General features: G+C 60.9%; 25 protein-coding genes. 12 read left to right on the forward strand and 13 right to left on the reverse strand.

What is annotated here, in order from left to right; translation table 11 throughout:
* Nucleotides 1-5 precede the first annotated feature (5 nt).
* The 4 genes from PMI35_RS02320 (at nt 6) to PMI35_RS0133160 (ending at nt 2,877) form a co-directional block, all read left to right on the forward strand.
* Entirely contained in the window at nt 6-194 is a 189-nt protein-coding gene (locus PMI35_RS02320) for a hypothetical protein (protein WP_008065787.1), read from the forward strand.
* A gap of 87 nt (nt 195-281) precedes the next feature.
* Nucleotides 282-1,631 carry an MFS transporter gene (locus PMI35_RS02315; protein ID WP_008065789.1) on the forward strand — a complete coding sequence of 450 codons (1,350 nt, stop codon included), beginning with the start codon at nt 282-284 and terminating at the stop codon, nt 1,629-1,631.
* Between the two features lie 76 nt (nt 1,632-1,707).
* Nucleotides 1,708-2,517: a helix-turn-helix domain-containing protein gene (locus tag PMI35_RS02310; RefSeq protein ID WP_008065791.1), complete on the forward strand. Its 810-nt coding sequence runs from the start codon at nt 1,708-1,710 to the stop codon at nt 2,515-2,517.
* Between the two features lie 120 nt (nt 2,518-2,637).
* Nucleotides 2,638-2,877 (forward strand): hypothetical protein, encoded by a 240-nt coding sequence (locus PMI35_RS0133160; RefSeq protein WP_032832146.1) that lies wholly within the window; start codon nt 2,638-2,640, stop codon nt 2,875-2,877.
* Between the two features lie 371 nt (nt 2,878-3,248).
* Here the strand turns inward: PMI35_RS0133160 and PMI35_RS02300 are convergent, their stop codons facing one another.
* From PMI35_RS02300 to pchA, 6 genes are all read right to left on the reverse strand, one after another.
* Nucleotides 3,249-3,581 (reverse strand): YceK/YidQ family lipoprotein, encoded by a 333-nt coding sequence (locus PMI35_RS02300; RefSeq protein ID WP_008065794.1) that lies wholly within the window; start codon nt 3,579-3,581, stop codon nt 3,249-3,251.
* 195 nt (nt 3,582-3,776) lie between these two features.
* A complete protein-coding gene (locus tag PMI35_RS02295) occupies nt 3,777-4,148 on the reverse strand; it encodes a c-type cytochrome (protein ID WP_008065795.1) in 372 nt (123 codons plus the stop codon).
* A gap of 59 nt (nt 4,149-4,207) precedes the next feature.
* On the reverse strand, nt 4,208-5,776 hold the full coding sequence (locus PMI35_RS02290; RefSeq protein ID WP_008065796.1) for an FAD-binding oxidoreductase: 1,569 nt from the start codon (nt 5,774-5,776) through the stop codon (nt 4,208-4,210).
* A gap of 13 nt (nt 5,777-5,789) precedes the next feature.
* Entirely contained in the window at nt 5,790-6,482 is a 693-nt protein-coding gene (locus PMI35_RS02285; RefSeq protein ID WP_008065797.1) for a hypothetical protein, read from the reverse strand.
* Nucleotides 6,483-6,492: 10 nt separating this feature from the next.
* The gene (locus PMI35_RS02280; protein ID WP_032832147.1) at nt 6,493-6,828 is read right to left on the reverse strand and encodes a c-type cytochrome; all 336 of its coding nucleotides are present in this window, start codon (nt 6,826-6,828) and stop codon (nt 6,493-6,495) included.
* A gap of 53 nt (nt 6,829-6,881) precedes the next feature.
* Nucleotides 6,882-8,366 (reverse strand): 4-hydroxybenzaldehyde dehydrogenase, encoded by a 1,485-nt coding sequence (pchA, locus tag PMI35_RS02275; protein ID WP_008065800.1) that lies wholly within the window; start codon nt 8,364-8,366, stop codon nt 6,882-6,884.
* A gap of 343 nt (nt 8,367-8,709) precedes the next feature.
* Between pchA and PMI35_RS02270 the strand changes: the two genes are divergently transcribed.
* Nucleotides 8,710-10,566 (forward strand): sigma-54-dependent Fis family transcriptional regulator, encoded by a 1,857-nt coding sequence (locus PMI35_RS02270; RefSeq protein ID WP_008065808.1) that lies wholly within the window; start codon nt 8,710-8,712, stop codon nt 10,564-10,566.
* Between the two features lie 63 nt (nt 10,567-10,629).
* On the opposite strand, the gene PMI35_RS02265 is transcribed toward PMI35_RS02270, so the two are convergent.
* Together PMI35_RS02265 and PMI35_RS02260 are read right to left on the reverse strand one after the other, a co-directional pair.
* Nucleotides 10,630-11,565, reverse strand: a complete 936-nt coding sequence (locus PMI35_RS02265) for a SphA family protein (protein WP_008065809.1) — start codon at nt 11,563-11,565, stop codon at nt 10,630-10,632.
* Nucleotides 11,566-11,766: 201 nt separating this feature from the next.
* Nucleotides 11,767-12,651, reverse strand: a complete 885-nt coding sequence (locus PMI35_RS02260) for a helix-turn-helix domain-containing protein (RefSeq protein ID WP_008065810.1) — start codon at nt 12,649-12,651, stop codon at nt 11,767-11,769.
* Between the two features lie 201 nt (nt 12,652-12,852).
* Between PMI35_RS02260 and pobA the strand changes: the two genes are divergently transcribed.
* A complete protein-coding gene (gene pobA, locus PMI35_RS02255) occupies nt 12,853-14,040 on the forward strand; it encodes a 4-hydroxybenzoate 3-monooxygenase (protein WP_008065811.1) in 1,188 nt (395 codons plus the stop codon).
* Nucleotides 14,041-14,119: 79 nt separating this feature from the next.
* Here pobA and PMI35_RS02250 read toward each other — a convergent pair whose 3' ends face one another.
* Genes PMI35_RS02250 through PMI35_RS02240 form a run of 3 tightly spaced genes read right to left on the reverse strand, consistent with a single transcriptional unit; the run spans nt 14,120 to nt 17,091 of the window.
* Nucleotides 14,120-15,043, reverse strand: coding sequence for a sugar ABC transporter substrate-binding protein (locus PMI35_RS02250; RefSeq protein WP_008065812.1), 924 nt, complete (start codon nt 15,041-15,043; stop codon nt 14,120-14,122).
* A 48-nt stretch (nt 15,044-15,091) separates the two neighbouring features.
* Nucleotides 15,092-16,246 (reverse strand): phytanoyl-CoA dioxygenase family protein, encoded by a 1,155-nt coding sequence (locus tag PMI35_RS02245; RefSeq protein WP_008065813.1) that lies wholly within the window; start codon nt 16,244-16,246, stop codon nt 15,092-15,094.
* Nucleotides 16,243-17,091: an SDR family oxidoreductase gene (locus PMI35_RS02240; RefSeq protein WP_008065814.1), complete on the reverse strand. Its 849-nt coding sequence runs from the start codon at nt 17,089-17,091 to the stop codon at nt 16,243-16,245. Before PMI35_RS02240 ends, PMI35_RS02245 begins: the two co-directional genes overlap by 4 nt.
* A 118-nt stretch (nt 17,092-17,209) precedes the next feature.
* Here PMI35_RS02240 and PMI35_RS02235 point away from each other — a divergent pair, with 118 nt between their 5' ends.
* Nucleotides 17,210-18,235 (forward strand): LacI family DNA-binding transcriptional regulator, encoded by a 1,026-nt coding sequence (locus tag PMI35_RS02235; RefSeq protein WP_008065815.1) that lies wholly within the window; start codon nt 17,210-17,212, stop codon nt 18,233-18,235.
* Here the strand turns inward: PMI35_RS02235 and PMI35_RS02230 are convergent.
* Nucleotides 18,219-19,346, reverse strand: coding sequence for a Gfo/Idh/MocA family protein (locus PMI35_RS02230; RefSeq protein ID WP_008065816.1), 1,128 nt, complete (start codon nt 19,344-19,346; stop codon nt 18,219-18,221). The two genes, PMI35_RS02235 and PMI35_RS02230, sit on opposite strands and share 17 nt — an antisense overlap.
* Before the next feature lie 90 nt (nt 19,347-19,436).
* Nucleotides 19,437-20,357 carry a MurR/RpiR family transcriptional regulator gene (locus tag PMI35_RS02225; RefSeq protein WP_008065817.1) on the reverse strand — a complete coding sequence of 307 codons (921 nt, stop codon included), beginning with the start codon at nt 20,355-20,357 and terminating at the stop codon, nt 19,437-19,439.
* Between the two features lie 311 nt (nt 20,358-20,668).
* Between PMI35_RS02225 and PMI35_RS02220 the strand changes: the two genes are divergently transcribed.
* From PMI35_RS02220 to PMI35_RS02200, 5 genes are all read left to right on the forward strand, one after another.
* On the forward strand, nt 20,669-22,606 hold the full coding sequence (locus tag PMI35_RS02220; RefSeq protein ID WP_008065818.1) for a bifunctional 5-dehydro-2-deoxygluconokinase/5-dehydro-2-deoxyphosphogluconate aldolase: 1,938 nt from the start codon (nt 20,669-20,671) through the stop codon (nt 22,604-22,606).
* 172 nt (nt 22,607-22,778) lie between these two features.
* The gene (gene iolE, locus PMI35_RS02215) at nt 22,779-23,672 is read left to right on the forward strand and encodes a myo-inosose-2 dehydratase (RefSeq protein WP_008065819.1); all 894 of its coding nucleotides are present in this window, start codon (nt 22,779-22,781) and stop codon (nt 23,670-23,672) included.
* On the forward strand, nt 23,669-24,478 hold the full coding sequence (gene iolB / locus PMI35_RS02210) for a 5-deoxy-glucuronate isomerase (protein ID WP_008065821.1): 810 nt from the start codon (nt 23,669-23,671) through the stop codon (nt 24,476-24,478). The genes iolE and iolB overlap by 4 nt, the downstream gene beginning before the upstream one ends.
* 44 nt (nt 24,479-24,522) lie before the next feature.
* The gene (locus PMI35_RS02205) at nt 24,523-26,025 is read left to right on the forward strand and encodes a CoA-acylating methylmalonate-semialdehyde dehydrogenase (RefSeq protein WP_008065823.1); all 1,503 of its coding nucleotides are present in this window, start codon (nt 24,523-24,525) and stop codon (nt 26,023-26,025) included.
* 26 nt (nt 26,026-26,051) lie between these two features.
* Nucleotides 26,052-26,873, forward strand: coding sequence for a TIM barrel protein (locus PMI35_RS02200; protein WP_008065824.1), 822 nt, complete (start codon nt 26,052-26,054; stop codon nt 26,871-26,873).
* Nucleotides 26,874-26,978 lie beyond the last annotated feature (105 nt).

Genomic DNA, 26,978 nt, shown 5'->3' on the forward strand with positions numbered 1-26,978 from the left:
AGAGCATGGAACACAAGCAACTGAGCATGACCGACATTGAAAACATCTACGACCAGCTCGCCGATGCCCTTGATCAAGCCGCTGAGGGCAAGCGTGAAATGTTCCTGGTGAAACTGGCGCTGCTGAGTGCCCACGCACTCGGGGATGCCGAGCAATTCCTGGCGTTGACTCGCACGGCGTTGCAGGACCTGTAGTCAGCACCCCTGCATCCGTGCAATTGCCGCCGGCTTGTCTGTTCAAGCCGGCGAGCCTTCCTATAACAATAATCGGGAAGTCCCCCAATGACTCGCAGTCATAGTGTCAGCGCGACCCCCTCGGCGGTGGCGAGTGCTCAAGACCGCTACCAGCAGGTCTGTAAAAAGGTCTCGAAAAGACTGATCGGCTTTTTGTTCGTCTGCTTCGTGCTGTCGTTTCTGGATCGCATCAACATCGGTTTCGCCGGCCTGACCATGATGGGCGACCTGGGCCTGAGTGGCACGCAATTCGGCCTGGCCTCCACCTTCTTCTACATCGCTTACATTGCCTGTGGCATCCCCAGCAACATCGCCCTGGCGCGCATCGGTGCGCGCCGCTGGATCGGCAGCCTGATGATTGCCTGGGGGCTGGCGTCCACATGCACCTTGTTCGCCACGGACGCCACCTCGCTCTACCTGCTGCGCATTCTGGTCGGGGTGACCGAAGCGGGTTTCCTGCCTGGCGTGTTGCTGTACCTGACCTTCTGGTTTCCCGCCGCCTATCGGGCCCGCGCCAATGCGCTGTTCATGATCGCGATGCCGTTTACCGCGGGTTTCAGCGCGGCATTGTCGGGGCTGATCCTGGGCTTGGATGGCACGTGGGGGTTGAAGGGCTGGCAATGGCTGTTTCTGCTCGAAGGCCTGCCCTCGGTGCTGATGGGATGCGTGGTGTTCAGTTACCTGGATGACCGTCCGCAACAGGCGAAGTGGCTCGACAGCGAAGAACGGCAACTGCTGCACAACGCACTGGAGGCGGATCGTGCCGCTGCACCGGCCGCCGTCTCGGGAGATGCTCGTAGTGTGTGGGCCGAACTGGTCTCACCGCCAATCCTGCTGTTCTGCCTGGTCTATTTTTGCCTGGTCAACACCCTGGCAATGATTGCGGTATGGACGCCGTTGATCGTAAAAAGCTTCAACACCGCCAACAGCAACGAGCTGATTGGCTTTCTGGCGGCGATCCCGCAAGTCTGCACCATCATCCTGATGATCGTCTGGGGCCTGCATTCGGACCGTACCCGTGAGCGACGCTGGCATCTGGTGCTGCCCATGCTGCTGGCCGGGGCCGGCTGGATACTCACGGCGCTGTCGAGCGCAGCGCCCTTGCAGCTGCTGGGGGTGTGCATGGCCGCCAGTGGCTCCTACAGCGCCATGTCGATATTCTGGACCACGCCCGACCAGGCGCTGAGTTTCCGTGCCCGTGCCGTGGGCATCGCCGTCATCAATGCCGTGGGCAATATTGGCTCGGCGGTCAATCCGCTGGTGGTGGGCTGGTTGAAAGACTTGACCCAGAGCTTCGGCTCAGGCTTTGCCTATGCGGCCATCCTGATGATCCTCGGGGCGCTGCTGGCTTTGCGTCTGCCCATTGCTAAGCCAGAGGCACCAGGGTCTGAACGCTGAAGGGTGATAAAGTACCGGGCACGAGCTTTTGGCAATCACGACAAAACCTGTGCCCGACACTCAGAGAGTATTCGTCATGCAGTACTGGCCCTTACGCCCCGGCAGCAGTGAACACAGCCTCAATATTGGCCACACCGCCAATCTGCTCGCCAGGATTGGCCTCAACCGCAGCCGATTCCTGGCGGCGGATCTGCTGCAGGTCATCGGCCCCGCTGTACCGTTGGCCCAGTGCACCATCTTCGCTTATCCCAAGCGCCGTAACCCCCAGGTGTTCTCGTTCGCGGATCGGGCGCGGGAGGTGTCGCTGCCGGTGATTTCCAACAAGTATGTGCAGCGCTTCTTTGGCCAGGATGGCAACCAGCTGGCCATGAGCCAGAGCACCGGCGGGCACAGCACCATCGTGCAGCGCCAGTCCATCGATGACATCACCCATGGCGAGTACCGGCGCATCTGTTACGAGCAGCCGCAGATTTCCGAGCGGATGGCCTTGCTGACGCACTGCGAAAGCAACCGCTGGCTGTCGGTGAACTTCTACCGTGGCCGTGAGCATGGACGTTTTTCGGAACGGGAAATGGACTACCTGGAAACCATCGCACCGCTACTGATTCAGTCCGTGCGCCTGCATTACCACGCTTACTTGCAGGCCAACGAGATGCCCCTGTTGTTGGCCGAGCGGGTGATCAGGCAGCAGCACGTGGAGCTGACCGTTCGTGAGCAGGAGTTGCTGCGCCTGATGTTGAGCGGTCTGGCTGTGGAAGACATCGCCGAACAACTGGGTGTTCGTCCCGTCAGCGCCGCGACCTATGCCAAGCGCCTGTACCGCAAGCTGGGCATCAATGGCCTGCGTGAATTGTTCGGGCTGGCCACTCGGGCGGAGTGGGCCTGAACCCGCTTACACGGGCCACGTTTTTTGCGGTTCGTGGAGATGCTGGCCGCCTTCCTGTTCAGTGGAGGGACTGTTGGTATCAGCTACAGTTGAGCAATCAGCCAGAAAAGGGGGAAGTTCATGACTTGCCTGATTTGCAACGACCCCGCAGTGGCAATTGATGTAGATGCTGATTATCTGGAAAGGGTGTGCCAAAAGTGCGGACACTATCGGATCACCGCTGCAGCACTTGTTTTAATCAAAGCCCATGGCTGGCGCTTCGACGTAGCACTGACTCGCAAGTGGATCGCGGATCAACAAGCTTCTGGAATGATTCCAACCATCGATTCGCACCAGGTGGCTCGCTTGATCGACGTTTAGAGCTTCATGCTGCTGCGGCGGTTTGGCGAAAGACGGGGTCAAGCCTCGGCGGTGGAGGGGGGGAATCGTCTACAGTTAGGTGTTGAGCCAATGGAGGTAGATATGGAGTGCCTGATTTGCGATGAGCCTGCTTCGAACGTCGATGTGGGTGATGATTACCAGGAAAGAGCCTGCGCCAAGTGCGGACACTATCGAATTACTCATACAGCGCTTGAGTGGATGGAAACCCATGGCTGGCGATTCGACGTGAAGTTGACTCGGGCCTGGCTCTCACATCAACAGGGCTCGGGGCTGATACCGACTATTGATTCGCAGCAGGCGAGAGTTCTGATCCAGGTTTAAGCTGCCGCCAGCGGCTCACAACGAGGGCGTCACTCGAAGCGCGCCTTCGGAATGTCTCCGCGTTTGTTCTGCAGATAGATCGTGTATGGCAGCACGACCGTGTCGGCCACACCAGAAAGGGCTAGATCGAAAAGTATTAATGACGCCGCAGGGTGGCCATCAAAGCCGGAAGAATGACGGGGCTCTGCATCCAGCGTGCAGTAATTCAGTGCGGCGCCGCTATAAATTCGTGGAATTGAGTCGCAATGTGAGTGCCATCGGGCGAGCTTGTTGCTCGCGACCATGTCATCTCTGAAGACAGTGTTGACAGTCCCGCAACCTGTTAACAAAGTCGAAATGATTAAAATGCTCGCGAGCTTCATATTTAGGCGTCCGTGCTTGGGTTGATCGTGATGTTTAGGAAAGACTGACATTCTGTCCGATCCCCGACGGATTGACCACCTCCTCACCGGCTCGATCTCTAAAACACGACGCGCCGGCCATTTGCCGACTTTTTTCGCCACGAGAAAGTCATGACTGCAACCGAAAAAGATCGCGACTTCCTCACTCGCATGTGCTTATTTCAAACTCTTCAGATAAGCAATGAGATGCTGACGACTTTGCGCATCGGCCTGCCCCGCAAACATCATCATGTTGCCCGGCACCAGGCTGGCAGGGTTTGTCAGCCACTGCTCCAGATTGGCGTCGTCCCACTTCAACCTGGCGCCTTGCAGGGCGGCGGAATAGGTAAAGGCCGGAGCCTGGGCACTGGCGCGATCGAACACGCCGTGCAGACTCGGCCCCATCAGGTTCTTGCCCGCGTCTAGGCTGTGACAGAAGCCGCATTGGGTGCTGAAAAGGGCTTGGCCCTGTTTGACGTCGCCTTGGGCCAGCGCCAGGGGAGCGGCCAGCAGCAGAGCGCCGGCAGCCAGAAATTGTGTGTACGTCATTGTGTTCCCTACCAATAAAAAGCCCCGCCAGGACAGTCCTGGCGGAGCCTGAAGCGCAATCAGAATGAGTTGGCGAGGTCGATGCCCGACTTGCCCGGTGCCAGGATGTTGTTCGGGTCCAGCGCACGCTTGATCGCATGTTCAAGCTTGCGCTTGACCGGGCCGTAGCTCTGCGCAACCCGCTCCTGGAAGGCGGTGTTGACGCGGTATACGGCGTAGCCTTCCTTCTCGAACACATCCAGCAGTTCGGCAAAGCAGGCGTTGGCGCGCTGGGTCTCTTCGGGGTTGGTGCGGTCATACAACACATCGATCACGTGGTGCATGTCGCGCCAGCCGACGATGAACTCACCGACATAGTCCAGGCCGTGCTTGTTGAGGATTTTCCTGGCCAAGGCCTGCTGTTTGTCGCACTCGCTGCCCCGGGCCTGGCTCACCGGTGCGAACCACATCGAGCCACCGCCGCCACGCCAGTTGTACAGGCCGAACTCCTGCAAGTTAGGTACGCCGGACATCAACTGGGCGCGGTACTTGAACGGCTGGGTGTCACCGGCCTCTTCCTGGGTGACGATCCGGCCCTTGCCCAGTTGCTTCAGGGCTGCGGTGACGATGTTCCAGTTGACGTCGACCTGCTCCTGGGTGCCGTACAGCGCGGCGTAGACGTTCCAGGCGCCCAGGTTCTTGTCTTTCTGGATCTGCTTGAGGATCGCGTCGGACGTCGCGCCCGGCTCGCTGGTGTAGTCGGAGCGGCGGGTGTTGCAGGTGGAGGCTTCCCAGAGCACACCAGCGATAACCACCGAATTGGGAATGACCTGGGCGATGCGCAGTGGACGGATGAATTCGACGATCTCGGCAATGTCCGATTCGTTCTCGAACTTGATCTCGAAGGGTTTGAATACCGGAGGTTTTGGCATCAGCCAGAAGCCCATCTTCGTGCAGATACCGTAGTTGGCCTGGGTGAACATACCGTCCAGGGTCGGCCCATAGCCCCACTTGAATACCTGCCAGGCGTTGTCGCCTTTCACGCCGCCCATGCCGGTGCGGTACACATCGCCGTTGGCCAGCACCACTTCCATGCCGCACTGCATCAGGAAGTGTTCGCCGTAGGGTGTGTAACCCACGCCGCGATCCATGGTATTGCCCAAGGGGCCGGCGATGGCAGACGGCGCAGAGAACGACAGCATCAACGGCAGGTTGTGTTCCTGGATGTAGTCGTAAAGCTGCTGGTAGGTCACGCCCGGCTCGACCAGGGCGGTACAGAGTTCAGGGTCGACGTGGAGGATCTTGTTCATCTTCTTCAGGTCGAGAATGATCTGCCCGCGTTGGCCAGGGGCTGCGGAGCCGTACCCGAAGTTGCGACCGGTGGAGATGGTCCACACCGGGATCTTGTGTTCGTTGCAGATCTTCACCACGCCTTGCACCTGCTCGACGGTGGTGGCGGTGACGGAGGCAGACGGCATGTGCCCGGCATTGTCCACGGCCATCATGATCTTGGAGTAAGGGATCAGTTGATCGTCTTTGACCAGGACGTTGTCATCGCCCAGCAGTTTGCGAAACCTGGCGATGGCTTGCTCGAAGTTTGCGCTGTCGACGCCGCGCGGGAGCAGGGTCTTGTTGATTTGCTCAGTCATTGGGTTAGCTCCTTCAAGCCTCGATCGAAAACGAAACGAAATTACCGGTCAGCGGCGACGGTCGGTGGGCGATCAGTGGGGCTCGCCCGTCGCTGGTAGTGCCCAGGGCCGCGAGGGTGTAGCCCAGCGTGGCCGCCCATTGGTCTGAGCCGACGCTGTTACGGGCCGCCGCGGACACCTGCAACGGTGCTTGCAGGCCATGCATACGCTGTTCGGTCAGGCTGAAGCCGCTGCCGCAGGCGTTCAGGCTCAGGCCCAGTTGCGGGGCGCAACCGCTTGCGGCTTCGGCGCTGAGCAGGCGGTGCTGTGAAGCGAGGGGCGTGGCGCGGTGCTGGCCGAGCCACTGCACGCGCGCGCCAGCGCTGCGCGCCAGGTCGACAATCAGTGCGGCACTGGCATCGTCGACCAGGCCGATGATGCGTTGCGGTTGCCCGCTGCGCAGGCGTTGTTCAAAACCCAGGATGAAGCCCAGGCTGAGGTCGGTGCGCTGCACCTTGACCTGCTGGCCCGCCGGGCTGGCGTTGACACCCTGGAGGAAGACCGATTCGGCCACCTCATGGCTGACCAGGGCCAGGGTCGGCAAAGCCGGCTGGGGCCGGGCGCCCAGCACGCTATTGGCCATACTCAGGCCGGAGCTGCCCATGGCGATACCGGCCAGGCTGCTCAAGGCCAGACCTTTCAGTACCGTGCGACGTTCGACGTTCATGGCTGGCTCCTCAAGGCTTGGTCGCCGGGGCAGGCGATTTGGAAATGTACTCGGCGACCTGTTGCAGCGCGTTATCGTCGATGAATGAGGCAGGGAACGCCGGCATGGCGCGAAATCCGTTGCGCACAATTGCACTGATGTACTGCGCTGGCAGCTGGCGGCCGGTGATTTGGGGGCCGACCTGTTTTTCGTGGCAGTGACCGCACACCTTGGCATAGACGTTTTCCCCGCCTTTCCAGACGCCGTCGCCATCGGCGGCGGCGTTGCCCGCCAGCACGATGAAGGGCAGGGCAAGGCAGGCAGACAGGGTCCGTTTCACAGCTTGGCTGTTGAGGAGTGAAGACATTTCGTACTCCATTTTCTTATTGGCAGGTGGGTTCATGGGGGCCTTGGTCCAGCTCAGAACGGATACGCCCTTGGCGCATGTTGCAGAGTGATCCAGTGGTCAGTGGTGAACTCGTCGATCGCCCAGTCGCCGTTGAAGCGCCCGAGACCGGAGTTCTTCTCACCGCCGAACGGCGCGTTGGGTTCGTCATTGACCGGGATGTCGTTGACATGGGTCATGCCGGCGTGGATGCGTCGGGCGAACTGCACGCCGCGCTCCAGGCTGGAGGTGAATACAGCGCTGGAGAGCCCGTATTCACTGCTGTTGGCCAGTTCAAGGGCATGCTCGGCGTCACGGGCGGACTGAATGCCCACCAGGGGGCCAAAGATTTCTTCACGGGCGATGTCCATGTCGGCGGTGACGTTGCCGAACACGTGCGGCGGCAGAACGTTGCCCCGGGCTTCACCACCAGACAGCAACGTGGCGCCTTCGGCCCGGGCCGTGGCGATCTTCTCTAGCAGTCCAGCCAGTTGCTTGTTGTTGATCACCGGACCAATCACGGTTTCAGCTTTGTTCGGGTCGCCGTAGGGCAGTGCCTTGACGCGCTCGACGAATCGCCGGGTGAAGGTTTCCAGCAGCGGCTGCTCGACGATGATGCGGTTGATCGCCATGCAGATTTGCCCCTGGTGGAGGAATTTGCCTACCACGGCAGCATTCACGGCCTGCTCGACGTCGGCATCGGCCAGCACCACGAACGGGCTGTTCCCACCCAGCTCCAGGGCAACGTGCTTGAGGTGCTCGCCGCCGCTGGCGATGCGGCCGATGTTGCGGCCGACCTGGGTCGAGCCGGTGAAGGAGATGAACGCCGGGACCGGGTGCTCGACGAAGGCGTCGCCGATTTCCGCGCCGGAACCGACCACCACACTGAGCACGCCTGAAGGCAAGCCGGCTTCCTCGAAGATGCGCGCCAGCAACAGGCCGCCGGTGACGGGGGTGTCGCTGGCTGGCTTGACCACGACGGCATTGCCTAGCGCCAGGGCCGGTGCCAGGGAGCGGGCGGTCAAGTGCAGAGGGAAGTTCCACGGGCTGATCACACCGATCACGCCCAAGGGGGTGCGGTAAACGCGGCTTTCCTTGCCAGGAATATTGGAGGCAAGGATGCGCCCATGCACGCGGCTAGGCAGGCTGGCCGACTCCAGGGTGATGGCGCGGGCGGCGCCCCATTCGATCTGCGCCTTGATGCGCGTACTGCCGGATTCGCGGATGATCCAGTCGATAATTTCTTCACGACGCTCGTCGAAGATTTTCACCGCGTTGAGCAGCACCTGGCCACGCTCGGCCGGCCCCTTGCTGGCCCAATCGACCTGGGTTACGCGCGCCGTGCGGTAGGCTGAATCGAGGTCTTCGCGATTGGCCTGGGTGATCTGCAGCAAACGCGTCTGAGTGAAGGGGTCGAACACTTCCAAAGTGCGACCGGCGCTGCCGGCCCGCCATTGGCCGGCGAGTGGCTGCAATTCAAAGCTCTGGTAGGCAGGGCGAACGGAAGGGGGAGTGGTCATGTCGAGGTCACCTCTGTTTTTATTAAAGTGCTGAGGTGCCTGTTAACATTTATCATGCCATGTCTGTTTCTTTGATTAATTACCTTTAAAAACAATGAGTTGAGTTGTTTTGTAGTCGCGCTGAAGCTTGTCTCCGGCGCGGACTGGAGAGGCGTTGTGCGCAAATTTATGCAGAGAAATCGCCCTCTGTTGAAAGCTCGACGCCAAGTGGGAGGTGGGTAGAAGTTGTGCGGTTATCGGACAAATGGTCGGCACGGGGAGTGGAGTCGATCGCTGGCGGATTGACCCGACGGGAGGGCTGGGCATACTCACAGGTTACCTACCTGCCTCTTGTTGACTGCCCATGACTCGTACTACCTCTTCCAAGACTGGTCGTTCTGCCGCTGAGGATTTCCTCAAGCAGATGCTGGGCCGGCAGAAGCGCCTGATCGTCGACCGCGCCAGCCAGTTCGGCAACAGCGGCCTGCCATCGGCTGAGCAGCTGGCGGAAACGGTGGCTTTCGCTCCGCAGGACGGCAGCGTCTGGTTGTGTGGCCAGCGCATGATGCTGCTGCAAGGCTCTGCGTTCGGGGCCATCCGCCGCGAGCTGATCGAGGCGCTGGGGCTGGACAAGGCACGTGGCCTGCTCACGCGCATCGGCTGGCAAGCCGGTGCGCGTGACGCAGCCCAGGTCAGCGAGCAGTGGCCGGAAGGTGATGACACCAGTCTGTATAGCGCCGGACCACGGCTGCACATGCTCGAAGGCATGGTCAATGTCGAGGTGGTGCGCTTCGAAATCGACTCTGGCATCGGTCACTTCTATTCCGAGTTCCTCTGGCACAACTCACTCGAAGACGACGAGCACATCGCCGCCTATGGTCTGGGCGGCGAACCAGCCTGCTGGATGGAGATCGGTTATGCCAGCGGGTACGCCTCGTCGCTGCTCGGCCGCCTGGTCGTCTTTCGCGAGCAGGAGTGCCGCTCGATGGGCCATCCGGCCTGCCGTATCGTTGGCAAGCCGGCCGATCAGTGGGACGACATCGATGTCGACCTGGCCTATCTGGACCCGGGCGACTTCCTCAGTCGCAGCACCTACGCCTCGGGCACCGAGACCACCGTTGCCGAGCTGGAGGAACCGGCGGACGGCAAACCGCTGGTGGGCATTTCGGCGGCGTTCGTCGTTGCCACTCAATTGCTGCAACGCGTCGCACCGACCCAGGCGACGGTGCTGTTGATCGGGGAATCAGGGGTGGGCAAAGAGTTGTTCGCCCGCTCGCTTTACCAATCCAGTTCCCGCCAGCATAAGCCGCTTGTGGCACTCAACTGCGCGACGTTGCCGGAGAACCTGGTGGAGGCCGAACTGTTCGGGGTCGAGCGGGGTGCCTTTACCGGTGCCGAGCGTTCGCGTCCCGGGCGTTTCGAACGGGCCGATGGCGGGACCTTGTTCCTCGATGAAATAGCGACCTTGAGTTTCAGTGCGCAGAGCAAGATTCTGCGCGCCTTGCAGGAGGGTGAAATCGAGCGCGTCGGTGGCACGGCGCCGATCCGGGTGGATGTGCGGGTCATCGCTGCGACTAACCTGGACCTGCGTCGCGAGGTTGAGGCAGGACGTTTTCGTGAAGACTTGTTCTACCGACTGAATGTGTTCCCGATTCATCTGCCACCGTTGCGCGAGCGTCGTGAAGATATCCCGTTGCTGATGAGTTACTTCCTGCGTCATTTCAGCCAACGCCATGGACGTCGGCTGGCTGGATTCAGCACGAGGCTGGTCAATGCGCTGCTCACTTATCGGTTTCCCGGCAATATTCGTGAACTGCAGAACCTGATCGAGCGTGGCGTGATTTGCGCCGGTGATGGCGAGGTCATCGACATCGTGCATCTGGCCGAGATGGGCGCGCCGTTGATGGCAACGGCGATCGGTCTGACCCCTGAGGGACGCTTGTCGGCTGGCGAGCGACGTGACGAGGGGGCCGGCAAGGTGCGGGCACCCGCAGCGTCAACCGAGGAGGAGGGTGGGGCAGACAAACTCCGCGAGCCGGTACTGGAAGGTCTGCAGGCCTTCGTTTCCGGGAGCCAACGGGTGTTGAATACACCCCTGGCAGAAATCGAGCTGCACCTGGTGCGCCTGGCCATGGAGCGCTCCGGTGGCAACATCACGGCGGCGGCGCAGATGCTCGGCATGAGTCGCGCCCAGGTCAGTTATCGCCTCAAGGGAAGCTAGCGCCGGGCGCGACCCGGTGCCCCGTAGTGAGATGCTAACGGGGCATTTCGTGGGCGGCGCAGCCTAGAGCGGGACCGTGAATTTCAGCCAATAGGCCTGGCCATCGGTACGGTTGCGTACGCCGGATTCATCTTGCCATTTGGCACTGAGGAACCAGCCGTCCGGGCTGGCGTATTGCACGGCCGGGCCGATGGAGTAGGAGCTGCCACGGTTGCCATCGGCGGCATCGACCTGGGCTGCGGCGGCGCAATGGGCAGCGCTGCACTGGTCATCGCTCACCTGCTTGTAAGCGTGGCCACCGACGCCGAGTACCCAACCATTGCCCAGGCCCCAGCCAAGGGTGTAGTCGGCATGCAGCTCGCGGCCGGACTGATAGTGGGTGTCCCGGTTTTCGAAGTTGTAATCGTACATCAGGCGCACATCGGCGTTGAAACCCTCGGGGTCCATGTAGGTCATGGCATACACCGCTTGTGCGGTGTAATAGTTCGTGCCGAGGTTGACCAGGTCGTGCTTGTCGTACTCGCTGGCGGTGGGCAGTACGAAGTCGATACCTACGGCGGTGTGGAACTTGTCACTGTGGTGGAAGCCAACCACCGGGCCGAGGTGAGCGTCGCCGATGCCGCGCTTGTGGTCGTGCGGGCCGTTCTTTATGTTCAGTCGCATGTCATTGAGCGGCAGCAGTGCGTGGAAGCCCAGGCTGCCACCCAATACCTGCTGTTCGGTGACCCAGATGAACCGAGGCACGATAGTGGTGACGCGCAGGTCGATGTCGGCCGCCTTGTCACCCGCGTTATCGCGAAGGGTATCGGCCAGGTAGTCGCCGACGAAAACCTGACCGTAGGTGCCAGGCGGCGGCAGGATACCCATGCCGTAGATTTCAATGCCCAGCGGCCAGGACGACACACCGCCTTCGGTAGCCTGGGCCAGTGAGGCGCTGCCGGCCAGCAACAGGGCAGCGCTGAGCGAAAGGGGCGTGCAGCGGGGGAGTCTGTGGTGCATGAGAGGACAACCTTATTGTTATGAGTGGCGGACCGCAGTGTTTGACTGCGCAAGGTTGTCCTTCTCAACTATTGTGCCAGCCTGAACATTTTTATTAATCCTTGTAAATCAATAAGTTGAGTTAATGCCGTTAATGGCTGCAGGGACTTGTGACGGTTCTTGTTAAGAAAATTCGACTGTATGCGCAAACTTCGTGAAGGGTCACGCGCCGCTTTGCCCGACGCCATGGCGAAAGGCATTCGGTGTCTGGCCGGCGAGGCGGCGAAAGAAACGTGAAAAATAAGTCGGGTCACTGAAGCCCAGGCTGTCGGACAACTGGTTGATGCTCATGTTGGTGTAAGTCAGATTGCGCTTGGCTTCCAGCAGCAGGCGTTGGTGAATGACCTGCAGCGCGGTTTGCCCGGCCAGCTCGCGGCACAGGGCGTTCAGGTGCACGCTGGAAACGCCGATGCGCTGGGCGAACACTTCCACCGACAGGTGCTCGCGGTAATGCTGCTCTACCAACTTGATGAAGTGGCTGAGCAAGTGCTGGTCGCGTTCGCCACGATTGCTCGGCGGCGTGCTGAGTTGACGGTGGCGACTGATCCACACCATCAGCACGCTGACCAGCGAGTGCATCAGCACGTCGCGCGCCGGTGCGCTGCTTTCGTATTCCTGCAGCAGGGCGGCAAACAGGGTGTTGATATAACGACGATCACGCCCCACCGGGTAGCACCCGCAAGACGCCAGGACGGTCAGCGGTGCGCCCAATTGCGACTCCAGCCGGGCCACCAGCGGCGCGCCGAGGGTGAGCACATAACCCTCGATTTTTTCCGAGAACTGAAAACCATGCACGGTCAGCGGGGGAACGACCTGGATGGCCGCTTCCAGCACGTCACTGCGCTTGCCCTCGATCTCGACCACCGCCTGGCCACGTTGCACATAGAGCAGCTGGAGCAGGTCGGCGTGACGGTGAGGCTTGATCTCCCAATGGTGCAGGCTGCTGCGTTTGGGAATGGATTCACAGTGCAGCAAGTCCGGGGTGGACCACGCCTTGTTTTCACCATACAGCTTGAACACCGGGATGTTATTGACGCTGGGTTTCATCGTGCTCGGCGACCTCGAGAATGGAAATGCATCGTGTGTCGAGTCGTTCGATAATCGAACCAAATTAGTAAAAGTGCAATTTTCCTCTGAAAAAGCACCTTTTATTCCAGGTTTCCTCAGTAAAAATGCAGGAGAGAAATATAACAACTAAATCCGGTCGCGGCTTGCCAGCGGTTGGAGCGCACATCAGAGATTAAAATAATGAAAACTCAGGTTGCTATCATCGGCGCCGGCCCCTCCGGACTCCTTCTCGGCCAATTGCTGCATAACGCCGGCATCGACAACGTCATCCTCGAGCGCCAGACACCGGATTACGTCCTCAGCCGCATTCGTGCCGGAGTGCTGGAGCAAGGCACCGTCGACCTGCTGCGCGAAGCGGGTGTAGCCGAACGCATGGATGCCGAAGGCCTGGTCCACGAAGGTGTCGAGTTGCTGGTGGCCGGCAAGCGCATTCATGTCGACCTCAAGGCATTGACCGGTGGCAAGACCGTCATGGTCTACGGGCAGACCGAAGTCACGCGCGATCTGATGGAGGCCCGCAGCGCCCAGGGTGCGCCGATCATCTATTCGGTCGACAACGTACAGCCCCACGACATGAAAGGTGCCAACCCCTACGTCACCTACGAGAAAGATGGCCAGACCCACCGCATCGACTGCGATTACATCGCCGGGTGCGACGGCTTCCACGGGGTCGCCCGCAAGAGCATTCCCGATGAGGTGCTCACCCACTACGAGCGCGTGTATCCCTTCGGCTGGCTGGGCCTGCTGTCCGACACGCCGCCGGTCAACCATGAGTTGATCTATGCCCACCACGACCGGGGTTTCGTGTTGTGCAGCCAGCGCTCGCTGACCCGTAGCCGTTACTACCTGCAAGTGCCGCTGACCGACAAGGTCGAGGCGTGGTCCGATGAGCGTTTCTGGGATGAACTCAAGGCACGTCTGCCACAGGACGTGGCGGACAAGCTGGTGACCGGCCCGTCGCTGGAGAAGAGCATCGCGCCGCTGCGCAGCTTCGTGGTCGAGCCGATGCAGTATGGCAAGTTGTTCCTGCTCGGCGACGCCGCCCACATCGTCCCGCCCACCGGTGCCAAGGGCTTGAATCTGGCTGCCTCGGACGTGTCCTACCTGTATCGCATCCTGGTCAAGGTGTACCAGGAGGGGCGTACCGACCTGTTGGAAAAATACTCCGAACTGGCACTGCGCCGCGTCTGGAAGGGTGAGCGTTTCAGCTGGTTCATGACCAACCTGCTGCACGACTTCGGCGAGCACAAGGACGCGTGGGACCAGAAGATGCAGCAAGCCGACCGCGAATATTTCTTCAACTCCCACGCAGGCCTGGTCAACATCGCCGAAAACTACGTGGGGCTGCCCTACGAAGCGATCGAGTAGTCGAGGGGATGCAATGTCTTTACAGGGTGTGAACTGCGAACTCGATACGCAGTTCACCAAACCCGGTGATCTCGCCTGATCAAGGATTCACAAAATCCTGATAGTTGGCCTTGGTAATCAGCTGATAGGGAATGGTCAACTCTGCTGCAATGGGTTCTTTCCTGATCATCTTCAGTGCCAGGTCAATGGATCCGACGGCCTGGCCCTTGTTGTCCTGATAGACAGTCACCAGCAACTGCTCCTTCTTGATTGCGTCCAGACCGGCGGGGCCGCCGTCGCTGCCGCCGACCAGGATATCCTGGCCTGGGCGCATTCCGGCCTGGGTGATGGCCATGGCTGCGCCAATAGCCATTTCATCGGCGTTGGCGACCACGGCATCGATTTTTTTGCCTGAGAGAATCCAGTTGTTCATCAGGTCCATAGCCTTGCTGCGTTGCCACTCGGCGCTTTGTTCTTCAACCACGTGGATGTCCGGATAGCGCTTGAGCACTTCCTTCACGCCTTGGGTGCGATTGTGGGTGGCGTTGTTGGAGAGCAGGCCAAGCATGATCGCCAGATTGCCCTTGCCACCCATTTTTTCCGCCAGGTAGCGCATTTGCATCTCGCCGGCCTTTATCTCATCCGAACCCACATAGCCGACACCGGGCGGCAGTTCGGCCTGGTCGGGGCGGCGGTTGACATAGACCAGGGGAACGCTGGCCTTCTGCGCCTCATTGGTCATCCTTTGCGTCGCAGCGGTATCGACCGGGTTGACGATGATCGCGTCCATGCCCTGGGCGGTGAAGTTCTGCACCTGGTTGAGCTGGCGCACCACATCGCCCTGGGCATCTTCGAATTGCAACGTCACTCCCGGCAGATCCTTGGCGTGGGCGGCCATGTAGTCGCGCATCTGCGCCAGGAACACATCGTCCACCTGGGCGATGCTGACACCGATGCGGGTGTCGGCCAGTGCCAAGGGGGATAAAAGGGCGGCAAAGAAGTAGGTCAGGAGTTTTTTTTTCATGGTTTCAGTCCGATTTTGTAGTTGTTTTTGAACAGGTTCGAAATAGCGTCATGCCTGGCGTTTGGCGCTCATTTGCGCCACGCGATCGGCAAAGGTCGCATAGGTCCAGCGTTCCGTCAGTGCTTGCAACATCAGTTGCTGGCCGGTCTGCGGGGCCAGGCCGTGCAGGGGCGGGTCGGTGTCCAGGTTGGTGGGAAAGGAGTAGCCGTCGGCAGTGCAGGCAATCACCGCGTCCAGCTCTTGCGCGTCCAGTACCTGATCCGCTAACCGCTGCAACAGGCAGGGGTAGAGGGCCAGCATCATGCGTTCGCGGTCCACGCTTTCCATCGGCTTGCCGAATGCCGAGGAAATTTGCAGCAGGTTGGCCATGCGCTGGCGGTCCGGCGTTTGATTGGTGCCGGCGGCGTGAAACAGTGCCGGGTTGAAAAACAGCAGGTCGCCCTTGTTCAGCGGCAGTTGTACGGCGTGCTGTTGGAAGTAGTCGATGAATTCCGGGCGGCGCCAGGCCAGGTAACCATGAGCGTATTGCTGGGAAAACGGCAGCAGCAGGGTGGGGCCGGTTTCCAACGGCATATCGGAGTGGGCCACGGCTCCTTGCAATGTCAAATACTGCGACAACGCATGCAGGGGCAGCGGGAAGCGCTCGACGACGTCCTCGGTCTGGAAGCCCAGGTGGTAGTCACGATGGGGCTGTTGGGCCTGCCCTCCCGGGTGCACCACGTTGACCTGGGCCGTCACCTGAAAACCGGGGCCCAGCCAGGCTTCGGCAATCAGCCCCAGTAGCGGGTTGGCGTAGTACTCGACAAAAGACGACGGCGATTGCAGCGCCGCCTTTTGCAACGAATTCCAGATGCGCCCGTTGCTGCCGGCCTTGGCGAAGTGATCGGCGCTGAGACCCTGGGCAGCTTCCTTGGCGAAGATGGCTTCGAACACCTGGCTGTGGCGATCCACCACATTCAGGTCGGCATAACCCTGGCGTACGACCATGACCCCGGGACCGTCGCGAAACAGCCGATGCAATTCATCCAGCACCTGCCCGCGATCGCCGTCGCGTAAAGCCTGCGCCTGATAGATCGGCACGTTGCCTTGCACTTCGCTGCAATGGGGATAGTCCTGGGGATTGGCGTGTTGCCCGCAGAGTCTGGCGAAGTCCTGCAACTGCACTGAATCGGCACGCACAAACACGGTTAGCGGCTGGTTCATAACGCTACACCCGTCAGGCTCAGCGGGCTGGCGGGGCGCGGGGCGGTGTCGTCGCCGCAGCCGATCACGCCTTGTTCCAGGTCGATGACGGTACCGGTCATCATGCCCGACTCACGCGATAGCAGGAACGCAACGCTCTGCGCCACTTCCTCGGGCTTGAGCAGGCGGCCAAACGGCTGCGCGCGCTCGACAGTCGCCAGCCAGCCATCCTCGGCACCATGGTAGCGGCGCTGGATTTCGTCTTCATGGGGCGTGTCCATCCAGCCGATGTTCAGGCCGTTGACCCGGATGCGGTTGTGCAGGGCGCTGAAGGCCACGTTTTTGGTCAGGATCGACAAGGCGCCCTTTGACGCCGAGTAAGCGCTCAGATAGGCCGGCCCACCATGGCTGACGATGCTTTGGATGTTGACGATGGCACCTTCCACGCCTTGGCTGATCATCAGTTTCAACGCTTCCTGCATGAGGAAGAACGGTGCTCGAACATTGACCGCGAACAGGCGATCGAACAGTTCAGGGTCGGTGTCGAGGATGCTGCCGCGATCAGACATGCCGGCGCAGTTGACCAAGCCATGGAGGGTACCGAAGCGAGCGCGGGCGGCGTCGATCACCGCTCGGCAATCCTCGACGCGCTCCAGGTCGGCCTCGACGAAAAATGCCTGGCAATCGAGTTCCGCCAACTGGCGCACCTGGGCCTGGCCCTGATCGGCGCGGCGCCCGCAAATGATCAGGCCGGCGGCGCCCCGGCGCGCCAGGGTGTGGGCCACCGCAGCACCCAGGCCTTGGGTGCTGCCGGTGACCACAAAGTACTGGCCGCTGAACGAGGTAGTGAGGTCGGTTTGAGGCATGGGGGTTCTCCTGGATTCTTGTTGTTGTCCGGCTCGACGCCTGGCGAAACAGAGACTAGCATCGGAAAAACCTCAGTAATGCCCGAAAAGACCTCAAGAAAACCTCAGGCTTAATACGATGCTCGAACGTGCCAAACACTTTTCCATGAAGCAGATCGCCACCCAGGCTGGGGTCAGCAAGGCGACGGTCGATCGCGTGCTGCACCAGCGCGGCAGCGTGCACTATCAGACCCAGCGCCGCATTGAGCAGGCCCTGAGCGAACTCGAGGCTCAGGAGAAAAATGGCTTGGCGGCCGGGCGAACATTTCACGTCGATGTGATCATGCACACGCCACAACGCTTCAGTGCGGCGGTGCAGGCGGCCATGACCGCGCAATTAAGCAGCCTGGCGCCGTTTCGCATCGCGCCGAGGTTTCACTTGTTTGAAGAAATCGAGCCACAGGCGATGCACGACCAGTTGCTGCGCTGCGCAAGCACCGGCAGCCAGGGCGTGGTGCTCAAGGCCGCCGACGAGCCGGCGGTGAACCTGGCAATCAAGCAGTTGGCCGCGGCCGGAATTCCGGTGGTCACGCTGGTCACTGACTTGCCGCACAGCGAGCGCATCGGCTATGTCGGCATGGACAACCGCACGGCCGGGCAGACCGCTGCCTATCTGCTGTCGCGGTGGCTGGCACCACAGCCACAGGACGTTGCCGTGGTCATCGGTAGCGAGCTGTTTCGCGGTGAAGAAGAGCGGGAAATGGGCTTTCGCATGTGGCTGCGCAACCGCGCCGCACATTTACGGGTGCTGGACATCAGCGGTGGCTACGGCGTTTACGAACGCACCTTTGAACGCGTGATCGAGGCGCTGAAACAGCACCCCGGGCTAAAGGCGGTCTACAGCGTGGGCGGGGGCAACCTGGCAATTGTCGATGCGTTCGCCGCGATGGATCGGCCACTTGAGGTGTTCATCGGCCACGACCTGGACGAGGAAAATCGCCAATTGCTGGCTGAGGAAAAAATCGCCGCGATCATCGACCACAACCTGCAGATCGATGCTCGCCACGTGTTCCTGCATATCCTGCAATTTCATCGGCTGTGGAAGGCCGGGCCGATTGCGTCGTCACAGGTGCAGATCGTCACACCGTTCAATCTGCCGTACTGACCTCACTGACGTTGACCCAGCGCTGCTCCCGCGCCGCCAACCGAATCGCCGTCGCCAGCCGCTCCACTTCCAGGGCTTGCGCGAAATCGGTGCCGGCTTGTCCTTGGCCGGCCAGGGCCATGATCAACTCATGCACTTCCAGCGTCTTCAACTCGTTGTAGCCCAGCTGATGCCCCGGCGCTGGACTGAACGCTGCATACCCGGGCAGGTTCGGCCCGGCCAGTAAACGCTGGAAACCCTCCTGGCCGGCGCGGCACAGGCGCAACTCATTCAGACGCTCCTGATCGAATGACAGGGTGCCCTGGGTGCCACTGATCTCGAAACTCAGGTGGTTCTTGTAGCCGTGCTTGAGCCAACTGCTGCTGAAGGTGCCGCGCGCGCCGCTGGCGAAGCGCAGCAATGCATGGGCCTGATCGTCGACGGCAATGCTGCGTTGTTCCTGGCTACCGGCGGTGGCCGGGCGCTGGCGGTGTACGGTCTGGGTATCGGCGCATACCGCTTCGACATTGCCGAGCAGATAGCGCGCCATGCCCAGCAAGTGACTGCCCAGGTCCGCCAGCGCGCCACCGGCATGCTCGGCCTCACAGCGCCATGACCAAGGGGACGCTGGGTCGGCCATGAAGTCTTCGCTGAATTCGCCTTGGAAGCTGATGATCTCACCGAGCTTGCCGCTGTGAATCAACTCCCGCGCCAGGCCGATGATCGGGTTGTGCTGGTAGTTGTAGCCGACACGGGTGACCACACCGGCATCCTTGGCCGCCAGGTGCATGGCGTTGGCCTGTTCAAGGCTCACCGCCAGGGGTTTTTCGCAGTACACCGACTTGCCAGCGGCAATGGCAGCCATGGCCATCGGGTAGTGCAGGTGGTTGGGGGTGGTGATGGCGATCAGGCTGACCTTGGGGTCGTCGATCAATTGCTGCCAGTCGCCATAGGCCTGCTCAAAGCCCCAGGCGGTGGCGCAGGCTTGGGCACGAACGGGATCGGCGTCGGCCAGGGCGGCGAGGCGAAGCGTGAAGGGCAGCTCGAATGCCGCGCTGACGTTGCGAAAGGCCAGGGCATGGGCACGGCCCATGAAGCCCGTGCCGATGAGTCCGATTCCGAGTTCGCGCATGACAGGATCCTTTGGTTTTTGTTTTCAGGAAGCCTGTTTATAGAATAAAAATTCCTTTTCATCAATTATGGAATAAATATTTACACGCGATCAGTCTTCGAAACCGACCTGTTCGTGAATCTCATCGACCTTCAACTCCAGTCGATAGGCCACGGCGATAAACAGCGCCTGGCACAGGCACAGGGTCGCGCTCAACGAACGGAACGCAAACGAACTGCCTTCGTTGACCAGCAATACGGTGTTGGCGCGCTTGGCCAGGGGCGAGAGATTGCTGTCGGTGATGATCAGGGTTTTCGCCTGGTGATGCTGGGCGATGCGCAGGCAGTGCTGGGTTTCCTTGCCGTACGGCGTGAAGCTGATGGCGATCACCAGGTCATTGGCGCGCACACTGCGCATCTGCTCGCGGTAGCTGCCGCCGAGCCCCGAGACCAAATGGATGCGCTTGTTGGTGTGTTGCAGGTTGTAGACCAGGTAATCGGCCACCGCGAACGAACGGCGCACGCCGACCACGTAGATGTTGTCGGCATTCACCACCAGGTCCACGGCCTTGTCGAATGCCTGGTCATCGAGTTCCAGCCCCAGCCTTTCGATGCCCGACAGGGTGGCGTTGATGCATTCGCGCGCCAGGTCGCCGCCGCTGGCCTTCTGCGACTTGTTGCTGATCATGCTGCGAATGCGCTGCTGGTAGTTCTGTACCGGCGTGGTCTTGTGGGTGTAGGCCTCGCGGAACAGGGCCTGCATTTCGCTGAAGCCGCTGAAGCCGAAACGCTGGGAAAACCGCACGATGGCCGACGGATGCACTTCGCACTCGCTGGCGATGTCGCTGATGCGGTCGACCATGATCCGGTCGCTTTGCTGGCTCATGTAGCTGGCGATGCGTTTGAGCTGGCGCGGCAGGCTTTCGTATTCATTGGTGATGAGCTGCAGCAGGCGCTCGGCATTGATCGGGGGGGTGACAAGGTCGCTCTCGGGCGTGCTCTCGGTCGTATCCGGCTGATCGGTGCGGGACATTGGGAAATCCTTCTGGCTTGTTCTTATAGGGACGATCTTTCACCTCGTCCCCCGACAATAGGTGGGCTGAGCGCAGTCTACAGGGTCGGCCTGAATAAAATCTTGAGCTTGCAGCAGTGTGAAGCCTGCTGAAACGATGCACTGCATCTGGAACGCTTGTACTAAAGCTTATTGGAAAAAATATTCCACGTAAAAAATATTTGGAATAATTATTGATTGTTCGGGCCCGGTCGTTTTAGTCTGCCTCCACCAAGAGTGTTCGGCGCGGTCATCGCTTCGAGCGCAGGCTGATAAAAATAACAGGAGCCAGCATGGGCCAGACTCGTTTTGCCAGTGGGCGTCAATTGGATCTGATTTGCCTGGGGCGCCTAGGCGTCGACCTCTATGCGCAGCAAGTCGGGGCGCGGCTGGAGGATGTAAGCAGCTTTGCCAAGTACCTCGGCGGCTCGTCCGCCAACATCGCCTTCGGCACCGCGCGGTTGGGGCTCAAGTCGGCGATGCTGAGCCGGGTGGGGGACGACCATATGGGGCGCTTCCTCGTCGAATCCCTGACCCGTGAAGGCTGCGATGTCAGTGGCATCAAGGTCGACCCGGAACGCCTGACGGCAATGGTGCTGCTGGGTCTCAAGGACCGCGAAACCTTTCCCTTGGTGTTCTACCGCGAAAACTGCGCCGACATGGCGCTGCGGGCCGAAGACATCAGCGAAGCCTTCATCGCTTCCAGCAAAGCCTTGCTGATCACCGGCACCCATTTCTCCACTGATGGCGTGTACAAGGCGAGCATCCAGGCCCTGGATTATGCACACAAGCACAACGTCAAACGGGTGCTGGACATCGACTACCGCCCGGTACTCTGGGGTCTTGCCGGCAAGGCGGACGGTGAAACCCGTTTTGTCGCCGACCAGAACGTCAGCCAGCATGTGCAGGAAATCCTCCCGCGTTTCGATCTCATCGTCGGCACCGAAGAAGAGTTTCTGATTGCCGGTGGTTCCGAGGATTTGCTCACGGCGTTGCGCAATGTCCGGCGGGTGAGCACCGCCACCCTGGTGGTCAAGCTCGGCCCGCAAGGCTGCACCGTGATTCATGGCGAAATCCCGGCCCGTCTCGAAGACGGTGCGATCCATCCCGGTGTGCGTGTGGAAGTGCTCAACGTGCTGGGGGCAGGCGACGCCTTCATGTCGGGCTTCCTCAGTGGTTGGCTGGAGGACGCCAGCGATGAGCGCTGCTGCCAGCTGGCCAATGCCTGTGGCGGCCTGGTGGTCTCGCGCCATGCCTGCGCCCCGGCGATGCCGACCCGGGCCGAACTCGATTATCTGTTCAACAGCCCGGTGCCGATTACCCGGCCGGATCAGGACGCGGTGTTGCAGCGCCTGCATCAGGTCAGCGTGCCGCGCAAGCAGTGGAAGCAGCTGTTCATCTTTGCCTTCGACCATCGCTGGCAACTGGTGGAACTGGCCCAGGCGGGTGGTCGTGACCTCAACGCCATCAGCCAACTCAAGCAACTGTTCATCCGGGCCGTGGAGCGGGTCGAGGCCGATTTGCAAAAGCAAGGTATCGAGGCCGATGTCGGGCTGCTGGCCGATCAACGTTTCGGCCAGGACTCACTGAACGCCGCCACGGGTCGCGGCTGGTGGGTGGCGCGGCCGGTAGAAGTGCAGGGCTCGCGGCCATTGGCCTTCGAACATGGTCGCTCCATCGGCAGCAACCTGATCGCCTGGCCACAGGAACAAATCATCAAGTGCCTGGTGCAATTCCACCCGGACGACGAGCCCATGCTGCGCCTGGAGCAGGAAGCGCAGATCAAGGGTTTGTACCAGGCATCGCAAGTCAGCGGTCATGAACTGCTGCTGGAAATCATCCCGCCCAAGGATCACCCCTCGACCCACCCGGACGTGCTGTATCGCGCCCTCAAACGCCTCTACAACCTGGGCATCTACCCGGCGTGGTGGAAGATCGAAGCGCAAAGTGCCGAGGAGTGGAAGCAACTCGACGAATTGATCCAGGAACGCGATCCGTACTGCCGTGGCGTGGTGCTGCTGGGCTTGAATGCCCCGGCATCAGCGTTGGCCGAAGGCTTTCAACAGGCCAGCCAGAGCCAGACCTGCCGCGGGTTCGCCGTGGGGCGGACGATTTTCCAGGAGCCGAGTCGCGCGTGGTTGGCCGGGGAAATTGACGATGAGGCGCTGATTCAGCAGGTGCAGGGCACCTTTGTCGAATTGATCGATGCCTGGCGTACTGCCCGCGCTTGAGGAAACACCGCGCAATCCTGTGGGAGCGGCGGTGCGACGTTTCGACTTGCCCGCGATGACGGTGGCACATACAGCATCAATGTGACAGCGAGATCACAATCGCTGGCAAGCCAGCTCCCACAGGGTTCCGTGTCGTTCTTACTGGTTATGTAAAACAATAAAAGGTGCAGCCATGCCCGCTATTCGAATTGGCATCAACCCGATTTCCTGGAGCAACGACGACCTGCCGTCCCTCGGTGGCGAGACGCCATTGAGCACCGCCCTGAGCGAAGGCAAGGAAATCGGTTACGAAGGTTTTGAACTCAACGGCAAATTCCCCAAGGACGCCAAAGGCGTCGGCGACGTGTTGCGGCCCTATGATCTGACGTTGGTATCGGGCTGGTACTCCAGTCGCCTGGCCCGCCGCTCGGTGGCCGAGGAAATCGACGCCATCGGCAGCCATGTCGAGCTGCTCGCCAGCAACGGCGCCAAGGTGCTGGTTTACGGAGAAGTCGCCGACTCGATCCAGGGTCAACGCATTCCACTGGTGGAACGCCCGCGTTTCCACACCGAGCAGGCCTGGCAGGAATACGCCGACAAGCTCACCGAGCTTGCGCGTTTCACCCTGTCCCAGGGCGTGCGCCTGGCCTATCACCATCACATGGGGGCTTACGTCGAATCCCCGGCCGACATCGACAAACTGATGGCGTTGACCGGCAGCGAGGTCGGCCTGCTGTTCGATTCGGGTCATTGCTACATGGGCGGGGGCGAACCCTTGCAGGTACTGCGCAAGCACATCGATCGCATCTGCCACGTGCATTTCAAGGACGTGCGCAAACCGGTGGTGCAGCTGGCGCGCAACAACCTGTGGAGCTTCCCGGACTGCATCATCAACGGCACCTTCACCGTGCCGGGGGATGGCGACATCGACTTCGCCGAACTGCTGGACGTGCTGCTGGCGGCCGATTACCACGGCTGGCTGGTGGTCGAGGCCGAACAGGATCCGGCGGTGGCGCCGAGTTATGTCTACGCGAAAAAAGGCTACGACACCTTGCGCGCGCTGCTCGACGAGAGGACTGCACGATGAGCCTGCTGGTCAAAAGCAATGCCCGTGGCCGGACCATGGTCGAGCTGGGCAAAGGTGAGCTGGAATACGTCGGCTTCGCCGCGTACCGCTTGAGCCTGGGCGAAAGCCTGCCGGTCTCGGCCGGTGACAAGGAACTGTGCCTGGTGCTGCTCAGCGGCCGGGCCAGTATCAAGGGTGAAGCGCCGGTGCACGGTGCGTTCGACTGGGACAACCTTGGGGATCGTCAGTCGGTTTTCGAAGACAAATCCCCCTTCGCCGCGTACTTGCCGCCTGGCAGCCAGGCCCAGGTGGTGGCGTTGAGTGATGTGCAAATTGCCGTTTGCGCCGCGCCCGGTTCGACCACCGGTGATATCGGCCCACGCCTGATCAAACCTGAAACCATGAAACGCAGTGTGCGCGGCAAGGGTGCCAACACCCGTTACGTCTGCGACATCCTTCCGGACACCGAGCCCGCCCATTCACTGCTGGTGGTCGAAGTGCGCACGCCGTCCGGACACTCCTCGAGCTATCCACCGCACAAGCACGACACCGACGACCTGCCGCACCAGAGCTTTCTCGAAGAAACCTATTACCACCAGATCAACCCGCCCCAGGGCTTCGTGTTCCAGCGGGTGTACACCGACGATCGCAGCATCGACCAGGCCATGGCCGTGGAAAACAGCGACCTGGTGGTCGTGCCCAAGGGTTATCACCCGGTCAGTGTGCCGTACGGCTACGAGTCGTATTACCTGAACGTGATGGCCGGCCCGAAACGCGTCTGGCAGTTCCACAACGATCCGCAGCACAGCTGGCTGCTGGATCTCTGAATTCCACCGTCTGAATTCCACTATCTGCAGGGAGAACAATAACGATGAGCGACGTCCAGGTTGTAGGCCACTACATCGACGGTCAGGTGCAAGACACCGGCAGTGAGCGGTTCAGCAATGTTTTCAACCCCGCCACCGGCAGCGTGCAGGCACGGGTCGGGCTGGCCAGCGAGAAGACCGTGGATGAGGCAGTGGCATCGGCCCTCAAGGCTTTCCCGGCCTGGTCCGAGCAATCGTCCCTGCGCCGTTCGCGGGTGATGTTCAAGTTCAAGGAATTGCTCGACCGCCATCACGACGAACTGGCAGAAATCATCAGCCGCGAACACGGCAAGGTGTTTTCCGATGCCAAGGGCGAAGTCACCCGTGGCATCGAAATCGTCGAATACGCCTGCGGTGCGCCGAACCTGTTGAAAACCGAATTCAGCGACAACATCGGCGGCGGCATCGACAACTGGAACCTGCGCCAGCCCCTGGGCGTCTGCGCTGGGGTTACCCCGTTCAACTTCCCGGTGATGGTGCCGCTGTGGATGATCCCGCTGGCGCTGGTGACCGGTAACTGCTTCATCCTCAAGCCGTCCGAGCGCGATCCGTCCGCCAGTTTGCTGATGGCGCGGTTGCTGACTGAAGCCGGTCTGCCGGACGGCGTGTTCAACGTGGTGCAGGGCGACAAAGCGGCGGTCGATGCGCTGCTGCAGCACCCGGACATCGAAGCGATTTCCTTTGTCGGTTCGACGCCGATTGCCGAGTACATCCACCAGCAAGCCACCTCCCGTGGCAAGCGTGTGCAGGCCCTGGGCGGGGCGAAGAACCACATGATCGTCATGCCCGATGCGGACCTGGATCAAGCGGCGGATGCCTTGATCGGCGCGGCGTACGGCTCGGCCGGTGAGCGCTGCATGGCGATCTCGATTGCCGTGGCAGTGGGCGATGTCGGCGACCGGTTGATTGCCAAACTGCTGCCGCGCATCGATCAGCTCAAGGTTGGCAACGGCCTGCAGGGCGACACCGACATGGGGCCTTTGGTGACGGCCGAGCACAAGGCCAAGGTGGAAGGTTTCATTGACCAGGGTGTGGCCCAAGGCGCGCAGCTGATTGTCGATGGTCGCCACTTCAAGGTGCCGGGGGCCGAGAACGGCTTCTTCGTCGGTGCGACGCTGTTCGACAAGGTCACGACCGAGATGAGCATCTACCAGCAAGAGATTTTCGGCCCGGTGCTGGGCATCGTGCGGGTGCCGGATTTCGCCAGCGCCGTGGCCCTGATCAACGCCCATGAATTCGGCAACGGCGTGTCCTGCTTCACCAGCGACGGCGGCATTGCCCGCGCCTTCGCCCGCAGCATCAAGGTCGGCATGGTCGGCATCAACGTGCCGATTCCGGTGCCTATGGCCTGGCACTCGTTCGGCGGCTGGAAGCGCTCGCTGTTCGGCGACCACCATGCCTACGGCGAAGAAGGCATTCGCTTCTACAGCCGCTACAAAAGCGTGATGCAGCGCTGGCCCGACAGCATCGCCAAGGGCCCTGAATTCAGCATGCCGACTGCCAAATAATTCGCTTGTACGGAGAACAACAAAAAATGAGCAAACCCCTGCGTTTCGCCCTGAACCGTATGGTCGCACCCCGTTTGTCCCTGCCGGCGTTCATCGAGTTGGCGGTGACCCTCAAGGCCGACGCCATCGAGATCCGCAACGATCTCAAGGGCGTTGAAATTGAAGACGGCACCGCGCCCGAGCATGTGCGCGAGTTGTGCGCGGCCAAGGGCATCACCGTGTTGTCGATCAACGCGCTGTATCCGTTCGACGTCTGGAATGACGAGCGCCGTGCACAGGCCCTGAAGCTTGCCGTATATGCCCGCGATTGCGGTGCGCAGGGTTTGGTCATGTGCCCGCTGAACGAGCGCACTGATCCACGTACCGAGGCGCAGCGTGCGTCCGGCCTGCGCACGGCGTTGAGTGAACTGGCGCCGATCCTGCGCAATCACGGCATCCTCGGCTTCATCGAACCGCTGGGTTTCGAAGAGTGCTCGCTGCGGCGCAAACGCACGGCGGTGGATGCGATCAAGGCCATCGGCGGGCTGGATGTGTTCCGCCTGGTGCATGACACCTTCCACCACCATCTGGCCAGCGAACATGAGTTTTTCCCTGAGCTGACCGGGCTGGTGCACATCTCCGGTGTAGAAGATGCCGAGGCGCCGCTGGCGACCATTCGCGACGGTCATCGGGTGCTGGTGGGCGAGGGCGACATCCTCGGCAATGCGGCGCAGATCGATACCTTGCTCGGTAGCGGCTACAGCGGCTACCTGTCGTTCGAACCGTTTGCCGACAGCGTGCATGGCCTGGCGGATATCCAGGCGGCGATCGGCGCGAGTATGGATCACCTGCAAAAAAACCTGGGCTGATATCTCTCCCGTAGGAGCTGCCGAAGGCTGCGATCTTTTGATTCTGTTTTTAAAGATCAAGATCAAAAGATCGCAGCCTTCGGCAGTTCCTACAAGGGGGCATGG

The organism is Pseudomonas sp. GM78 (assembly GCF_000282475.1).
Lineage (GTDB): Bacteria > Pseudomonadota > Gammaproteobacteria > Pseudomonadales > Pseudomonadaceae > Aquipseudomonas.

Coding starts and splice junctions, on each gene's coding strand:
- PMI35_RS02320 (WP_008065787.1), top strand. CDS start 6: ATGGAACACAAGCAACTGAGCATGACCGACATTGAAAACATCTACGAC.
- PMI35_RS02315 (WP_008065789.1), top strand. CDS start 282: ATGACTCGCAGTCATAGTGTCAGCGCGACCCCCTCGGCGGTGGCGAGT.
- PMI35_RS02310 (WP_008065791.1), top strand. CDS start 1,708: ATGCAGTACTGGCCCTTACGCCCCGGCAGCAGTGAACACAGCCTCAAT.
- PMI35_RS0133160 (WP_032832146.1), top strand. CDS start 2,638: ATGACTTGCCTGATTTGCAACGACCCCGCAGTGGCAATTGATGTAGAT.
- PMI35_RS02300 (WP_008065794.1), bottom strand. CDS start 3,581: ATGAAGCTCGCGAGCATTTTAATCATTTCGACTTTGTTAACAGGTTGC.
- PMI35_RS02295 (WP_008065795.1), bottom strand. CDS start 4,148: ATGACGTACACACAATTTCTGGCTGCCGGCGCTCTGCTGCTGGCCGCT.
- PMI35_RS02290 (WP_008065796.1), bottom strand. CDS start 5,776: ATGACTGAGCAAATCAACAAGACCCTGCTCCCGCGCGGCGTCGACAGC.
- PMI35_RS02285 (WP_008065797.1), bottom strand. CDS start 6,482: ATGAACGTCGAACGTCGCACGGTACTGAAAGGTCTGGCCTTGAGCAGC.
- PMI35_RS02280 (WP_032832147.1), bottom strand. CDS start 6,828: ATGTCTTCACTCCTCAACAGCCAAGCTGTGAAACGGACCCTGTCTGCC.
- pchA (WP_008065800.1), bottom strand. CDS start 8,366: ATGACCACTCCCCCTTCCGTTCGCCCTGCCTACCAGAGCTTTGAATTG.
- PMI35_RS02270 (WP_008065808.1), top strand. CDS start 8,710: ATGACTCGTACTACCTCTTCCAAGACTGGTCGTTCTGCCGCTGAGGAT.
- PMI35_RS02265 (WP_008065809.1), bottom strand. CDS start 11,565: ATGCACCACAGACTCCCCCGCTGCACGCCCCTTTCGCTCAGCGCTGCC.
- PMI35_RS02260 (WP_008065810.1), bottom strand. CDS start 12,651: ATGAAACCCAGCGTCAATAACATCCCGGTGTTCAAGCTGTATGGTGAA.
- pobA (WP_008065811.1), top strand. CDS start 12,853: ATGAAAACTCAGGTTGCTATCATCGGCGCCGGCCCCTCCGGACTCCTT.
- PMI35_RS02250 (WP_008065812.1), bottom strand. CDS start 15,043: ATGAAAAAAAAACTCCTGACCTACTTCTTTGCCGCCCTTTTATCCCCC.
- PMI35_RS02245 (WP_008065813.1), bottom strand. CDS start 16,246: ATGAACCAGCCGCTAACCGTGTTTGTGCGTGCCGATTCAGTGCAGTTG.
- PMI35_RS02240 (WP_008065814.1), bottom strand. CDS start 17,091: ATGCCTCAAACCGACCTCACTACCTCGTTCAGCGGCCAGTACTTTGTG.
- PMI35_RS02235 (WP_008065815.1), top strand. CDS start 17,210: ATGCTCGAACGTGCCAAACACTTTTCCATGAAGCAGATCGCCACCCAG.
- PMI35_RS02230 (WP_008065816.1), bottom strand. CDS start 19,346: ATGCGCGAACTCGGAATCGGACTCATCGGCACGGGCTTCATGGGCCGT.
- PMI35_RS02225 (WP_008065817.1), bottom strand. CDS start 20,357: ATGTCCCGCACCGATCAGCCGGATACGACCGAGAGCACGCCCGAGAGC.
- PMI35_RS02220 (WP_008065818.1), top strand. CDS start 20,669: ATGGGCCAGACTCGTTTTGCCAGTGGGCGTCAATTGGATCTGATTTGC.
- iolE (WP_008065819.1), top strand. CDS start 22,779: ATGCCCGCTATTCGAATTGGCATCAACCCGATTTCCTGGAGCAACGAC.
- iolB (WP_008065821.1), top strand. CDS start 23,669: ATGAGCCTGCTGGTCAAAAGCAATGCCCGTGGCCGGACCATGGTCGAG.
- PMI35_RS02205 (WP_008065823.1), top strand. CDS start 24,523: ATGAGCGACGTCCAGGTTGTAGGCCACTACATCGACGGTCAGGTGCAA.
- PMI35_RS02200 (WP_008065824.1), top strand. CDS start 26,052: ATGAGCAAACCCCTGCGTTTCGCCCTGAACCGTATGGTCGCACCCCGT.